Origin of the sequence: Dyadobacter sp. 3J3, from assembly GCF_009801115.1 — a bacterium.
Taxonomy (GTDB): domain Bacteria; phylum Bacteroidota; class Bacteroidia; order Cytophagales; family Spirosomataceae; genus Dyadobacter.
On the sequence record NZ_VTOL01000010.1, the window covers coordinates 1 to 13996 of the forward strand.

Genomic DNA, 13996 nt, shown 5'->3' on the forward strand with positions numbered 1-13996 from the left:
GGTAAGTGCTCTAAATTTGTCGCAGGTCGCCCGGGCTTTTTCGTTTATTTGTTTCACAGCTACAAACTTAAAAACATGGGCGGCTTTTTTTTATGCCCTTACAAATCTATTCGTGATATTGTCTAATAAAAAAATTTAAAATATATTGTAATTGGTCGTATCTTGCGCGGTTACAGTACTAATACCTGAACCTTATAAAATTTTCCTTAAGCCTTCTTATGGATAGACGAAATTTTCTTCAAAAAGCAACATTAGCCGGTTCAGCTACCGGAATTTTACCATCCATACTTCTTAACAAAGAAACAGAGCAGGCAAGGGATAAAGTTAGAATTGGCTTTATTGGTGTTGGACTTCGCGGTCGCAATCATTTGCAGCAGGCATTGTTCCGCCCTGATGTGGAGGTAAATGCAATTTGTGACATTGATTCCAATTCGGTTAAAGCTGCATTGGACCTCGTAAAAAAATCAGGCAAAAAAGAACCTGTCGTTTATTCCAAAGGAGATGAGGATTTCCTCAATATGGTAAAAAGGGACGACCTGGACGCTATATTAATTGCTACGCCCTGGCAGTGGCACGTTCCAATGGCCATTGCCGCCATGAAAGCGGGCAAATATGCTGCTGTTGAAGTTTCGGCCACAGTTACCTTACAGGAATCCTGGGATCTTGTCGATACTTTTGAAAAAACAGGTTCGCACTGTATGATTCTGGAAAACGTTTGTTACCGCCGTGATGTGATGGCCATCCTGAAAATGATTCGGGAAGGAATGTTTGGAGAAATGACTTATGCCCATTGTGGTTATCAACATGATTTACGCGGAATTAAATTTAACAACGGAACAAGCAATGAAGGTACTGGTGTAGAATTCGGAGAAAAAGGATTCTCCGAAGCAAAATGGCGTACACAGCATTCCGTTGACCGCAATGGTGATATTTACCCGACGCACGGATTAGGTCCGGTAGCACATTGGATGAATATTAACCGGGGCAATAAATTTAACTATCTTACGTCTACGGCGACAAAACCACTTGGTTTGCATAAATATGTTGTAGATCATGGCGGAAAAGATCACCCGAATGCGAAAGTAAATTTCAAACTGGGCGACGTCGTAACCACAGTAATCCAGTGTCATAACGGAGAAAACATTGTGATCATTCACGATACAAATTCTCCCCGTCCCTATTCCTTAGGATTCAGAGCACAGGGAACGGAAGGAATCTGGATGAATGACGGTCACACGATATACCTGGAAGATGTTTCTCCGAAAAAACACGAAGCGGAACCAGATGCGCCTTATTTGAAAAAATATGACCATCCGCTTTGGACAAAATATGAAAAAGAAGCTGAAAATGCTGGTCATGGCGGAATTGACTATTTCGTTTTCCGTGGCTTTATAGAAGCTGTAAAAAGAAAAGTTGCGCCACCAATTGATGTTTACGACGCAGCCGTTTGGAGCGCAATCAGTCCGCTTTCTGAATTATCCATCGCCCGGGGAAGTTCACCTGTTGAAATTCCTGACTTCACAAGAGGGAAATGGAAAACCAACAAGCCAATTTTTGGCCTTAATGACGAATACTAATCTTGTAAATAACAGTTCAATTATAACCCGGAAATTTTTAAATACTCAAACTAAATGACTAAGAATAAGAACAATTACCTTGGCCCTCTTGTAATTATCGGTGTAATTTTCTTTGTGATGGGTTTCATCACATGGGTTAACGGAACTCTGATTACTTTCTTCAAAAAAGCGTTTTCTCTGGATAACACCAGCTCTTACCTTGTAACTTTTGCATTTTTTATTTCCTACGTGATCATGGCGATCCCATGTTCGATGGTCGTTAAAAAAACCGGTTTTAAAAATGGTATGTCCCTGGCACTTCTCGTGATGGCCGTTGGAACGCTTATTTTTATTCCTGCTGCTGAAATGGCCTCTTATCCATTATTTCTGGTTGGACTTTTCACGATAGGTATTGGACTTACAGTACTTCAAACTGCCTCCAATCCATATGCAACGATTTTAGGGCCGCGTGAAAGTGCTGCACAAAGAATCAGTGTCATGGGGATTGCCAACAAAGGTGCTGGTATCATCAGTCAGATCGTGATTGGTAAATTGCTTCTTGCAGGAGCAGAATCGGCTGATCCGAAAGATGAGCTTGACAAAGTTGTTGTGCCTTATCTGATCCTTACAGCAATTCTGGTTGCTCTGGCACTAGTAATCCGGATGAGCAAAGGTCTTGTAGAAGTTAGTGAAGAAGAAGATGAAGATGAAGATCAAACATCCACTCAGAATATTGTGCAAAAAACCAGCGTTTTTCAATATCCAAATCTTGTCTTGGGTGTTATCGCTTTGTTCTGTTACGTTGGTGCGGAAGTTATCGCAGCAGATACAATTATCAGTTATGGTGTTTCATTAGGAATTCCTGAAAGCGAAGCAAGAGTGTTTGGTGCATACACATTGGGCGGAATGATGTTTGGTTATGTACTTGGGATAATACTTATTCCAAAATTCGTTTCACAGCAAGCTTATATGATTTTCTCTGCTATCGTTGGACTTGTGGTCACTATCGCAGCATTCGTCACAACTGGCTTCACATCTGTTATGTGCATTGCAATTCTTGGTTTTGCCAACGCGGTTATCTGGCCGGCTTTATGGCCACTTGCACTTAGCGGATTGGGGAAATTTACAAAAATTGCTTCTGCGCTTTTAGTAATGGGTATTTCCGGCGGTGCAATTATGCCATTGATTTATGGAGGTCTTTCGGATTCAATTGGCAGCACGCAAAAAGCGTACCTTGTAGTACTTCCGCTTTATGCATTTATTTTATATTTCGGCCTGGTTGGCCACAAAAAGAAAAGCTGGTAGTACATGAGAATCTCAACGCCCGGCCGTATTTGTTTTTTCGGGGAACACCAGGATTATCTGGGTCTTCCCGTGATTGCAGCGGCTATTTCAAGAAGAATTAGTATTGACGGTGAATATAGGAATGATGATCAGATCATCCTTCATTTACCTGATCTCAATGAAAAAATAGAATTCTCTTTGAAGGATACATTTCCGTACATTATTCAGAGAGATTATTTCAGAAGTACAATCAATGTTTTAAAAAGAAAAGGTCTCGTTTTTTCAAAAGGCTTTGAGTGCAGGATTCACGGAAATATCCCGATCAACTCGGGAACCTCCAGCTCTTCGGCACTGATTGTTTCCTGGGCGCATTTTCTTGATAAAATGAGTGATAATCCTGCTAATTTCGATCAAAAAGAATTGGGAGAAATTGCCAACGCAGCCGAAGTTCTTGAATTTGGTGAACCGGGCGGTATGATGGATCATTATTCAACAGCAATCGGCAATGTGATTTACCTTGAATCAACACCCCGAATTTACGTTGAAACGCTGACTCCAAAACTAGGCACTTTTGTACTTGGTGATTCGCTCGAACCAAAAGATACGCTTGGAATTCTGTCGCGCTGTCGGTATGGTATGGAAGATGTGATAAGAAAAGTAACGCAATACGATCCTTATTTTTCGATCTTTAAAGCACAAATGGTGCAATCTTCCGATTATAAAAAGTTATTATCCCAGGATGAATTAAGCCTTCTTCAGGCCAATATTGACGACAGGGATATACTTTTAAAAGGAAAAGTGCTGTTGTCACAAAATGTGGAAGAAGACGGAACTGATGCCTTTGATAAGGAATTGGGTTCTTTGCTTTACCAGCATTACAAAAATCTTCGTGATCATAAGCGTACTTCAACTCCGAAAATAGAAAGAATGATGGATGCTGCACTTTCTGCGGGTGCTTTGGGTGGCAAAATAAATGGCTCAGGCGGTGGTGGTTGCATGTTTGTTTATGCACCAAACAATGCTGAGCAAGTCGCCGACGCAATTGATAACGCAGGAGGAAAAAGCTACATTATTAACGTCGATTCCGGAACAAGAATAGAGGCATAACCGTTTTTTTGCGTTAAAAATATAAAATCGGCCCGGGATTTAATTTCCGGGCCGATTTTATATTATATGAATAAATTATACTTATAATATAAATGCACCTTTGTAATTCCATTTGTGTTTTACTTTTGTGTAATTTGTAACCTGGTTTCCGCCGGAAACACTAATGCTCTGATGCTCTATTTTCTGTTAGGATTAAAATAGTGTGATAGCACTCAAATTTTTTACGAGTAGACTAATGATCTGCTTAAAAACAAAAACAAGATGTCCATTTTGACAGCTCCTGAGAATAAATTGAATATATACTGCCCTTCCCTTACCGAGTATAAGCGGAGGAAAACCATTACTATTAACATTGGTGACATTCCTATGGGGTCTGATTATCCGATCCGGATTCAGTCCATGACAACTGTTGATACCATGGATACGCAGGGATCCATTGACGAAGTTATTCGGATGGTAGAATCCGGCTGCGAGTATGTGCGTATCACGGCTCCTAGTGTTAAAGAAGCTCAAAATCTTGAAAATATACGGAAAGGATTGCATCAAAGAGGAATTTTCATTCCTCTGATTGCTGATATACATTTTACACCAAATGCAGCCGAACTGGCAGCAAGAATTGTTGAAAAAGTACGTATTAATCCTGGAAACTACGCAGATAGAAAACGTTTCGAAGTGATTGATTACACCGATTCTTCTTACGCCGCAGAGTTGGAACGAATCCGGGAAAAGTTTATTCCGCTGATTAAAATCTGTAAGGAGTACGGTACTGCGATGCGCATTGGTACAAATCATGGATCACTTTCCGATCGTATTTTAAGTCGTTACGGTGATACGCCACTCGGAATGGTTGAATCTGCACTGGAATTTCTAAGAATTTGCGAGGAATTCAATTACTTCAATATTGCTCTTTCCATGAAATCCAGCAATACGCAGGTGATGGTAGAAGCATATCGATTACTTGTTCAACGACTTGATCAAGAAGGTTTGAAACCTTATCCCTTGCATTTGGGAGTGACAGAAGCTGGTGAAGCAGAAGACGGAAGAATAAAATCCGCGGTTGGAATTGGCACATTACTGGAAGATGGTTTGGGTGATACCGTTCGTGTTTCGCTGACTGAAGCACCTGAAAAAGAAGCACCTGTGGCTCGTGCATTGGTCGAAAGATATAATCACCGCTCATCTCATGAGCATATAGAAGTCATTGAGTCATGTCCCATCAATCCTTTTCAATATACAAAAAGAGAAACACAAGAAGTATTTAATATAGGCGGACTGAACGTTCCACGGGTGATCGCTGATTATTCAGATCTTGGCGTTGAACAATATGATGATTTAAAAAGCATCGGCCATTTCTTTTTGCCAGTGCCTGATAAATGGGCCATGAACGATCAGGGAGCTGATTTTATTTATTCAGGAAGTAAAGCCATTCCGTTTATGTTACCAAATGGTTTGAAAGAAATTCTTGATCATCCGCAATGGATTCAACATAAAGACCGTACAAATAAATTTCCGGCACTAACCGTCCACGAATATTATTCAGCCACTGAAACTTCCTCTCAATTAAATTTCATTAAAGGTAATATTCATCAGTTTAATATCTCTTTTCTTGAAAGAATCCGTGATGATAAAAACATTGTGCTTCTGCTGCATTCTGAAAACGATCATGCGATGCCAGAAATGCGAAGGTTTTTCTATCGGCTCGTAGAAATGAAAATAAAAACGCCGGTTATCATCCAGCGTACCTACGAAACCGATCTAGGTGACAGCTTAACCCTATATTCAGCGACGGATATTGGTGGTTTGCTTGTAGATGGATTTGGAGACGGTACACTATTATCACCTGATTTTCAATATCCGATTTCGCAGAAAGAAAAGATAAAATTAGCCGCTTCGTACAATAGCATTGCTTTTGGCATTTTGCAGGCCGCCAGAACGCGGATGTCGAAAACTGAATATATCTCCTGCCCTTCCTGTGGCCGGACTTTGTTTGATTTACAGGAAACAACGGCCATGATCCGGAAATATACCGAGCATTTGAAAGGTTTAAAAATCGGGATTATGGGTTGTATCGTGAACGGACCGGGAGAAATGGCAGATGCAGATTATGGATATGTGGGTATGGGCAAAGATAAAATTGCTTTATACCGTGGACAGGAAGTTGTAAAACGTTCTGTAACAGCTGCAAAGGCGGTTGATGAATTAATTGAACTAATCAAGGAAGATGGCCGATGGATTGATCCGGGTAAGGACGAAACTTTCAAACTTTCTTAATTTCGAATTTTAAACTTGTTTGATATGAAAAAGTATTTTCAGCTTGGAGACGTATTTTATTATTTCGTCAGGGTATTCAAAAAACGCGACCCAAATGATCCGACTTCATTCAATCTCAGGATGATGCATGGTATTAACCGGATTTCAATAATTATGTTTTTATTTTGTCTGATCGTAATGATCGTACGCGCCTTTACAAGATGAATTTAGAATCAATCCGGGATTTTTGTCTGGACCTGCCGGGAGTAATCGAAGAGCTTCCGTTCGGTCCAGATACGCTTGTATTTAAGGTAATGGGAAAAGTGTTTTTATTGACACCTATGGATTCGGCCAAACCTCAATTTAACGCAAAATGTAATCCCGAAAAAGCCGAAGAACTACGCGAAAAATATTCAGATATCCAGCCAGGATATCATATGAATAAAAAACACTGGAACACCGTGCTCATTACCGGAAGTATTCCAAGTGAGCTTTTGTATGGCTTGATTAAAGATTCTTACGAGTTGGTTGTGGATAGTTTGCCTAAGAAAGATAAGGCTGCTTTGAAATAAAAGAGTTGTTTAAGTACGATTTATAACATTGATCAAATGGATAAAAATACATCTATATCAATAGGGCAGCATTTTGATTCTTTTATTCAAAATCAAATTGACTCCGGGCGTTACACTTCGACGACCGATGTTGTACTTGCAGGCTTACGTTTGCTGGAACAGGAAGAGAAAAAGCAAGTTATGCTTAGAAAAGCATTGATCGAAGGCGAAGAAAGCGGATGGGTAGAAAATTTCAATCCGTCTGATTTTAAGGCCAAGCTTAAGAAAAATAATACGATATAGTGACCAATTATAAACTCACAAACCTGGCTGTATATGATCTAGAGAAAATCTGGGAATATACGGTTGAGGAATGGTCACTATCGCAAGCTGAAAAATATATTAACGGATTGTTGATAAGCTTTGACTTGATTGGTACAGGAAGAATCAAAGGGAAATCAATTGATCAAGTCCGAGAAGGCTACAAGAAAGCACTCTATCGGAAGCATTACATATTCTTCCGATTATCCTCGAATCAGGTAGTGGAAATTATTCGTATTTTACATATCACTATGGATGTAAATACCCATTTGTAAATTTAGGTTCATGATGTTGATTTATTAATAAGTCAGATGTAAAGCAAAAAGCGGCCTTCAAGCCGCTTTTTATGATTTAAAATGAAATTATAAAAGTACAAAAACCTATTTCGCAGCTTTCATTTCTTCATCCAGTTTCTTGCTTAGTGTTTCGCAAACGCCTTCAATTGCGTCAGACATCACTGTATCGTTTGTAGCAGTTAGCAAAGTATCTGCTATTCCACTCATTATTTCAATGTAAAAACGTTTCATTTCAAAAACTTCCATGTCTTTCGTCCAAAGGTCAATTTTCAAAGTACCTCTGTGATAATGATCCCAAACTGCAATAGCAATGGCGCGGGTATCATTAATTCCTTCGTTTGGATTGTCGGTCGCAGACCAGTGAATTTTATCAGGTACGTTTTGATTATCTAGTTCAACAGTGAAATGAATCTCGGAATTTTTCATAAAAGGATTAAATATTTTTCGCAAAAGTAAGACAAAGTAACAACACCTGACACTTTCAGGTTCGCTACTTTCCTGATTGGCCGAAAACTGTTTTCAAAATATCACTTACTCTGGCTACCGGATCCTTCCTGATTTTCTTTTCTTCCTGTGCGATCAACGTGTATAGTCCATCAATTGTCTTCTGCGTTGCATATCCTTTCAAATCCGGATTTACCTTTTTCACTAACGGAATTTCGTTGTACGTTTTTACAAGATCAGCGTAATATTGTGTCGCCTTATTTAGACTTAAAGTACTGTCAACAACCGGAAAAAAAGTATTATAGAGATCCTGGTTTGTCGTTTTTTGAAGATACTTCGTTGCCGCGTCATCCTGTCCTTTTAAAATACTAAGCGCATCCGTTATGGTCATGGAAGTAATCGCTTTAACAAAAATCGGTTTGGACTTTTTGGCTGCATCCTCAGCAGCCCGGTTTAGCGAAAGTGTGAATTTGTCAACTTCTTTTCCCAATCCAAGTTTACGAAGCGTTGCAGTTACTTTCTGAGCCTCTGGCGGTACAACAATTTTGATCAGTTCATTCTTAAAGAATCCGTCTGTTTTTGAAGCTTCGGCAGATCCGTTACTAATCCCAACAGTTAATGCTTCTTTCAAACCTTTTACAATATCGGCGTTAGATAATGAAGATGATCCTTCCGGTTTTTTGAATGAGTCCAAAACCTTTCCGAGATTAAACTGAGCCATTGAAGCACAGCTACATGAAATCCACAAAAAGACAATTAATAGTATTTTACGATTCATTGGGGTTACTCTGTTTAATGCACACTAAGTTTCAAACGTAATCAATAACAATTAATTTTACTTAATTTTGGAAAAATAAACGGTTCAATTCATTCAAATTCGCATTTATGAATCCCATTATCAGGGCGGAAATAATTACCATAGGTGATGAAATTCTTTTTGGACAAATCACAGATACAAATACTCAATGGATTGGTGCTGAGCTTACTGGCATAGGAATTAGAACGGTTCGGAAAACTTCGGTCGGCGATTTGCAGGAAGATATCATCGCAGCCCTGACAGAAGCAAGCAAAAGAGTCAATGTTATTATTGTAACTGGTGGCCTCGGCCCGACGAAAGATGACATTACAAAACATACATTTTGTAAATATTTTAATACCGAATTAAAAATAAATGAAGATGCTTTGGCGCTTGTCACTGAGTTTTTTGCCAAAAGGGGTAGAGAAATGACAGAGCTAAACAGACAGCAAGCGGCACTTCCTGAAAACTGTACTTACATTCCAAATCTTTGGGGTACGGCACCGGGCATGTGGTTCGAAAAAGACGGGGTAATTTACGTTTCCCTTCCAGGCGTTCCTTATGAAATGAAAAGTCTGATGACACATGCTATTCTGCCCAAGTTAAAAGAGCGGTTCATTTTTAATATTATAACGCACAAAATAATTCGCACAATTGGTATCGGGGAATCTTTTTTAGCAGAAAAAATAGCTGACTGGGAAGATGCTTTACCATCTCATATCAAACTGGCTTATCTCCCCCATTTCGGACAGGTAAAATTAAGATTGACAGCAACAGGAGATAATCAGGCTACTTTGGACTCGGAATTAAAAGAGCAGGTTGATCAGCTTGTTCCTATGATTGAGGAATTTATTTTTGGATATGATGCAGACGAACTGGAAAATGTCATTGGAAAATTGCTTCTGGCAAATGATGCCACCGTTTCCACAGCCGAAAGTTGCACAGGCGGGTTTGTAGCAAATCAGATCACGAATGTTCCCGGTTCCTCAGGATATTACGAAGGTTCCGTTATCAGTTATAGCAATGCAATAAAAATGCATATATTGGGTGTATCCAGGCAAACGCTGGAAGATTTTGGAGCAGTAAGCGAACAAACTGCACGGGAAATGGCCGAAGGTGCACGCCGGAAATTAAATACAACCTATGCAATTTCCACCACCGGAATTGCTGGTCCGGACGGTGGAACGCTTGAAAAACCTGTTGGAACCGTGTGGATTGCATGTGCTACACCGAAAGAAACAGTTACGCAGCTTTTAACGTTAAGAAACGATAGAAAAGTAAATATTGAGCTGACATCGAGTTACGTTTTAAATTTGTTAAGAAAAACAATTATTAAAACGGAAGCCGACAAAATAAAAAAGTAACGATTTATAAATTTACATCATTCATTATATTGTGGGGTTGGGTTGCGGAGATGAAATATAGAAAAATATGAAAATAGTTGAAATGTTGATGCCCGCTTTGGGAGAGAGTATTATGGAATGTACGGTGTTGACGCTCCTCAATAAAGCGGGAGATTCAATCACTGCTGACGATTCTGTCCTGGAAGTAGCCACTGATAAAGTGGATACGGAAGTTCCCTCACCCTACTCCGGCGTGTTGATTGAATGGCTTGTAAAAGAAGGCGATGTTGTTGCGATCGGTAGTGCGGTGGCTCATATTCAGGTGGAAGAAGGTGAAGAAATTCAGGATAATTCTCCGAAAACAAGTTTCGATGATCCTGCTTTTGATGCGGTTGCATTTTTAGAAAAAGACATCCATAATGCGGTTCGCAAAACTTCCGAAACGGTTGAAGCAGAACTTTTACTAAAAAGTGGTTCTGAATCCAGCACATTTTATTCTCCTCTGGTATTAAGTATTGCCCGGGAAGAAAATTTAAATGCGCAGGAACTGGCCAACATCCAGGGTACCGGTTCAGAAAATCGTGTCACCAAAAACGATATCATTTCCTATCTAAAAGACAGGACAAATCCTAAAAAAGAACCCGCTCAACCTCTTCCAGCAAAAGCTACTTCGCTGAACGGTTCTTCCGAAATTATTGAAATGGATCGTATGCGGAAGATGATTTCCTCGCGCATGAGTGAATCCAAGCGCATTTCCGCGCATGTTACTTCCTTTATTGAAACTGACATGACAACAGTGGTAAAATGGAGAGATGCGATAAAAAATGATTTCAGGAAAAAATCGGGTGACAGCATCACATTTACGCCCATTCTGATTGAAGCTGTTGTAAAAGCAATAAAAGATTATCCATTGATCAATATTTCAGTCGAAGGAGATAATATTATCAAAAAGAAGGACATCAATATTGGTATGGCGGTAGCTTTGCCTGATGGAAACCTGATTGTTCCGGTCATTCATCATGCGGACCAATACGATCTGGCGGGATTGGCAAGAAAGGTAAATGAACTGGCAAAAAGAGCGCGCGAAAATAAATTAAAAGCGGACGATCTTGCAGGAGGAACCTATACAGTTTCCAATATTGGTGCTTTCGGGAATTTAATGGGAACGCCAATTATCGTTCAGCCACAAGTGGCTATCATGGCCTTTGGAGCAATAAAAAAGAAACCGGCCGTTATAGAAACTTTACAAGGCGATTTGTTAGGGATAAGAAGTCTGATGTTTATTTCTCATTCATACGATCACCGTGTGGTTGACGGTTCTCTTGGCGGTATGTTTGTTAAAAGGGTTTCTGATTATCTTGAAAATTTTGATGCCCACAGAACGCTCGTATAAATGCTGAGACTTACTTTGGATATGGATGATGTAATGGCCGATACTTATGAAAAACTATCGGATATAATTCTAAAAGATTTTGACACAACTTTGACAATAAAAGATTTTGACACAAAGTCGTTGAAAGAATTACTTCATCCCAAACAATTGACGCGGTTAAAAAAAATCATGAATGAGCCGGGTTTCTTTGCCGATATACCAGTAAAAAAAGATGCCCGGGAAACGATATTGAAGCTTTCCAGCTTCTATGAGATTTATGTAGCCACGGCCGCTATGGAATTCCCGAATTCATTTAAAGATAAATTTGACTGGCTGCAAAAACATTTCAGTTTTATCCCTTGGTCCAATATTGTTTTTTGTGGTCATAAAAGTATCATTCATTCAGATTATCTGATTGATGATCATGTGCGAAATCTGAATGCCTTCAAAGGTGAAGGAATTTTGTTTACAGCAACACACAATCTTTCTGACAAAACATTTCGCCGGGTGTCGAACTGGCAGGAAGTTTCCGAATTATTTTTACCCAATAAATGAAATTACTACTGATAGAAGATGAACCGAAAACCGTTCAATCCCTCAAACAGGGACTTGAAGAAAATGGGTATGAGGTTGATATTGCATACGACGGTCTGATTGGGAAACAACTGGCTAAAAAAGGCGGCTATCAGTTAATTATAAGTGATATTATTATTCCAGGCATCAATGGAATAGAACTTTGCAGGGAGCTTCGCCATTCCGGTGATGAAACCCCAATTTTAATGCTGACTGCGCTAGGTTCTACGGATGATAAAGTGACAGGACTGGACGCCGGAGCAGACGATTATCTTGTCAAGCCGTTTGAGTTTAAAGAACTTCTGGCACGTGTTCGTGCGCTGACAAAACGTGGTTCAACGATTTCTCAGACTGCGCAGATTTTACGTTTTGCGGATATTGAAGTTTCGATGGATGCAAAAACGGTTCATAGGTCTGGAAATAAAATTAATTTAACAGCAAGAGAGTTTAATTTGCTTGTTTACCTGATCAGAAATCAGGGCCGCGTGGTTTCAAAAGTTGAGATTGCGGAGCAGGTATGGGATATTGGGTTTGATACAGGGACCAATGTAATTGAAGTTTATGTCAATTATCTTCGTAAAAAAATCGATAAAGATTATCCGGTCAAACTGATTCATACCCAGTTTGGAATGGGCTACGTGCTTAAAATCGAGTAAATATGCAAATCCGTACCCGACTTACGATCCAGTTCTCCTTGCTTGTAAGCGGCATTTTATTGGTTACATTTTTCGCCATTTATTATTTTACCTACAATAATGTTACCGAGGATTTTTACGACAGATTAAGGTCTAAAGCCAAATCCACAGCGGAGCTTTTACTCAAAGTCCCTCAGGTAAATACAGAAGTTTTGCGGGCATTGGAAGGTTCAAACCGCGACTTGATCTACAACGAAAACATCCTCATTTTTGATGAAAAAAACAGGCTTATTTACACAAACACAAATGCCGTTACCAAATCAATTCACGTATCAAATTACTGGCTGGATGAAATCAGAAAATCGGGAGAAATTCGCTATACCGACGGAGATTACAAAGTTGTAGGACTTTATTATAAATACCCTTTCAACCGCGCTGTGGTGATGTTGGGAGCACAGGATTTGTACGGTCAAGCCAATTTGTCCAATTTAAATACGCTCCTTACTGTTTTATATCTTATTGTAACAGCCATTGTCGGGCTTGCAGGGTGGATTTTTGCTAAACGTGCACTTCGTCCCATTTCAAAAGTAATGAACGCTGTGGAAGGAATTCTACCACAGAAACTTGATACCCGGCTGGAAATCCCAAACCAGAAAGATGAAATTGGCCGTTTATCAACAACGTTCAATAAACTGTTGGACCGGATTGAAACTGCCTTTCAGATGCAGAAAATTTTTGTAGCCAACGTATCCCATGAACTCAAAAATCCGTTAACTAAAATAAGGTCGCAGCTCGAAGTAAGTATGCTAAAAGAGCGAAGCAGCAAAGATTATCAGGTTACTATTCAATCGGTTCTGGAAGATGTCCAGGAACTTGCTCAGCTGTCTAATACGCTGCTGGAACTTGCCAAAGTAAGCGAAGATCAGCGGGATCTATTAACGGAAATAGTACGAATTGATGATTTACTTTGGGATTGCAGACAAAGCCTGAGCCAGGCCAATCCGTCATATAATATTCAGCTCAATCTGGACGAGCTTCCTGATGATGATACCTGGTTGGAAATTGCAGGAAATTCAACATTGTTGAAAACTGCATTTCTGAATCTCATGGATAACGCCTGCAAGTTTTCAGAAAATCAAATGGTTAAGATAACTTTAAACGCTTCTTCAAAAAAATTAAATCTGCGTTTTTCTGACACCGGCAAGGGGATTCCGGTACAAGATCAGAATCTTATTTTCCAACCCTTTTACCGTGGCGATAATACGGCCAATGTAAAAGGATACGGCATTGGACTTTCCTTGGTTGAAAGAATTGTTAAACTTCACAATGGATACGTCTCCATTCAAACCAATCAGCCCAAGGGTACAACCTTTGTGATAAATTTTATTCGCCTCTAAGCAAATTCTAATTTATCCTTAAGTCCATCTTAAGCATTATATGTTTTATTTGTATTGTTCTTTTAAGCGTC

15 protein-coding genes are annotated in these 13996 nt (G+C 39.5%); 13 read left to right on the plus strand and 2 right to left on the minus strand.

Annotated elements, in window-relative coordinates:
* Positions 1 to 218: 218 nt before the first annotated feature.
* From FZF08_RS21005 to FZF08_RS32350, 8 genes are all read left to right on the plus strand, one after another.
* A complete protein-coding gene (locus tag FZF08_RS21005) occupies positions 219 to 1577 on the plus strand; it encodes a Gfo/Idh/MocA family protein (RefSeq protein WP_159472841.1) in 1359 nt (452 codons plus the stop codon).
* 54 nt (positions 1578 to 1631) lie between these two features.
* Positions 1632 to 2861 carry a sugar MFS transporter gene (locus FZF08_RS21010; RefSeq protein WP_159472844.1) on the plus strand — a complete coding sequence of 410 codons (1230 nt, stop codon included), beginning with the start codon at positions 1632 to 1634 and terminating at the stop codon, positions 2859 to 2861.
* Between the two features lie 3 nt (positions 2862 to 2864).
* Positions 2865 to 3947 (plus strand): galactokinase family protein, encoded by a 1083-nt coding sequence (locus FZF08_RS21015; protein ID WP_159472847.1) that lies wholly within the window; start codon positions 2865 to 2867, stop codon positions 3945 to 3947.
* 261 nt (positions 3948 to 4208) lie between these two features.
* Positions 4209 to 6218: a (E)-4-hydroxy-3-methylbut-2-enyl-diphosphate synthase gene (gene ispG, locus FZF08_RS21020; protein ID WP_159472850.1), complete on the plus strand. Its 2010-nt coding sequence runs from the start codon at positions 4209 to 4211 to the stop codon at positions 6216 to 6218.
* Between the two features lie 24 nt (positions 6219 to 6242).
* Positions 6243 to 6422: a DUF6728 family protein gene (locus FZF08_RS21025; protein ID WP_159472853.1), complete on the plus strand. Its 180-nt coding sequence runs from the start codon at positions 6243 to 6245 to the stop codon at positions 6420 to 6422.
* Entirely contained in the window at positions 6419 to 6769 is a 351-nt protein-coding gene (locus FZF08_RS21030; protein WP_159472856.1) for an MmcQ/YjbR family DNA-binding protein, read from the plus strand. The genes FZF08_RS21025 and FZF08_RS21030 overlap by 4 nt, the downstream gene beginning before the upstream one ends.
* A 36-nt stretch (positions 6770 to 6805) precedes the next feature.
* A complete protein-coding gene (locus FZF08_RS21035; RefSeq protein ID WP_159472859.1) occupies positions 6806 to 7051 on the plus strand; it encodes a type II toxin-antitoxin system ParD family antitoxin in 246 nt (81 codons plus the stop codon).
* Complete coding sequence (locus FZF08_RS32350; RefSeq protein ID WP_159472862.1) at positions 7051 to 7344, plus strand: type II toxin-antitoxin system RelE/ParE family toxin; 294 nt, start codon at positions 7051 to 7053, stop codon at positions 7342 to 7344. Before FZF08_RS21035 ends, FZF08_RS32350 begins: the two co-directional genes overlap by 1 nt.
* A 105-nt stretch (positions 7345 to 7449) precedes the next feature.
* Here the strand turns inward: FZF08_RS32350 and gldC are convergent, their stop codons facing one another.
* Together gldC and FZF08_RS21050 are read right to left on the minus strand one after the other, a co-directional pair.
* Positions 7450 to 7791, minus strand: a complete 342-nt coding sequence (gene gldC, locus FZF08_RS21045) for a gliding motility protein GldC (protein ID WP_159472867.1) — start codon at positions 7789 to 7791, stop codon at positions 7450 to 7452.
* Between the two features lie 64 nt (positions 7792 to 7855).
* Positions 7856 to 8587, minus strand: coding sequence for a DUF4197 domain-containing protein (locus FZF08_RS21050; protein WP_159472870.1), 732 nt, complete (start codon positions 8585 to 8587; stop codon positions 7856 to 7858).
* A 107-nt stretch (positions 8588 to 8694) separates the two neighbouring features.
* On the opposite strand from FZF08_RS21050, the gene FZF08_RS21055 reads away from it, so the two are divergent.
* The 5 genes from FZF08_RS21055 (at position 8695) to FZF08_RS21075 (ending at position 13925) form a co-directional block, all read left to right on the plus strand.
* Positions 8695 to 9969 carry a competence/damage-inducible protein A gene (locus FZF08_RS21055; protein ID WP_159472873.1) on the plus strand — a complete coding sequence of 425 codons (1275 nt, stop codon included), beginning with the start codon at positions 8695 to 8697 and terminating at the stop codon, positions 9967 to 9969.
* 67 nt (positions 9970 to 10036) lie between these two features.
* The gene (locus FZF08_RS21060) at positions 10037 to 11341 is read left to right on the plus strand and encodes a dihydrolipoamide acetyltransferase family protein (protein WP_159472876.1); all 1305 of its coding nucleotides are present in this window, start codon (positions 10037 to 10039) and stop codon (positions 11339 to 11341) included.
* A complete protein-coding gene (locus FZF08_RS21065; RefSeq protein WP_159472879.1) occupies positions 11342 to 11875 on the plus strand; it encodes a 5' nucleotidase, NT5C type in 534 nt (177 codons plus the stop codon).
* The gene (locus tag FZF08_RS21070; protein ID WP_137342906.1) at positions 11872 to 12549 is read left to right on the plus strand and encodes a response regulator; all 678 of its coding nucleotides are present in this window, start codon (positions 11872 to 11874) and stop codon (positions 12547 to 12549) included. Before FZF08_RS21065 ends, FZF08_RS21070 begins: the two co-directional genes overlap by 4 nt.
* Positions 12550 to 12551: 2 nt before the next feature.
* Positions 12552 to 13925 (plus strand): HAMP domain-containing sensor histidine kinase, encoded by a 1374-nt coding sequence (locus FZF08_RS21075; protein WP_159472882.1) that lies wholly within the window; start codon positions 12552 to 12554, stop codon positions 13923 to 13925.
* The last annotated feature ends 71 nt before the right edge of the window (positions 13926 to 13996 follow it).

Bases quoted from the DNA above. Each gene is read 5' to 3' on its own strand.
- FZF08_RS21010 (WP_159472844.1), top strand. From the start codon at position 1,632: ATGACTAAGAATAAGAACAATTACCTTGGCCCTCTTGTAATTATCGGT.
- gldC (WP_159472867.1), bottom strand. From the start codon at position 7,791: ATGAAAAATTCCGAGATTCATTTCACTGTTGAACTAGATAATCAAAAC.
- FZF08_RS21060 (WP_159472876.1), top strand. From the start codon at position 10,037: ATGAAAATAGTTGAAATGTTGATGCCCGCTTTGGGAGAGAGTATTATG.
- FZF08_RS21075 (WP_159472882.1), top strand. From the start codon at position 12,552: ATGCAAATCCGTACCCGACTTACGATCCAGTTCTCCTTGCTTGTAAGC.
- FZF08_RS21065 (WP_159472879.1), top strand. From the start codon at position 11,342: ATGCTGAGACTTACTTTGGATATGGATGATGTAATGGCCGATACTTAT.
- FZF08_RS21030 (WP_159472856.1), top strand. From the start codon at position 6,419: ATGAATTTAGAATCAATCCGGGATTTTTGTCTGGACCTGCCGGGAGTA.
- FZF08_RS21050 (WP_159472870.1), bottom strand. From the start codon at position 8,587: ATGAATCGTAAAATACTATTAATTGTCTTTTTGTGGATTTCATGTAGC.
- FZF08_RS21005 (WP_159472841.1), top strand. From the start codon at position 219: ATGGATAGACGAAATTTTCTTCAAAAAGCAACATTAGCCGGTTCAGCT.
- FZF08_RS21035 (WP_159472859.1), top strand. From the start codon at position 6,806: ATGGATAAAAATACATCTATATCAATAGGGCAGCATTTTGATTCTTTT.
- FZF08_RS21055 (WP_159472873.1), top strand. From the start codon at position 8,695: ATGAATCCCATTATCAGGGCGGAAATAATTACCATAGGTGATGAAATT.
- FZF08_RS21070 (WP_137342906.1), top strand. From the start codon at position 11,872: ATGAAATTACTACTGATAGAAGATGAACCGAAAACCGTTCAATCCCTC.
- ispG (WP_159472850.1), top strand. From the start codon at position 4,209: ATGTCCATTTTGACAGCTCCTGAGAATAAATTGAATATATACTGCCCT.
- FZF08_RS21025 (WP_159472853.1), top strand. From the start codon at position 6,243: ATGAAAAAGTATTTTCAGCTTGGAGACGTATTTTATTATTTCGTCAGG.
- FZF08_RS21015 (WP_159472847.1), top strand. From the start codon at position 2,865: ATGAGAATCTCAACGCCCGGCCGTATTTGTTTTTTCGGGGAACACCAG.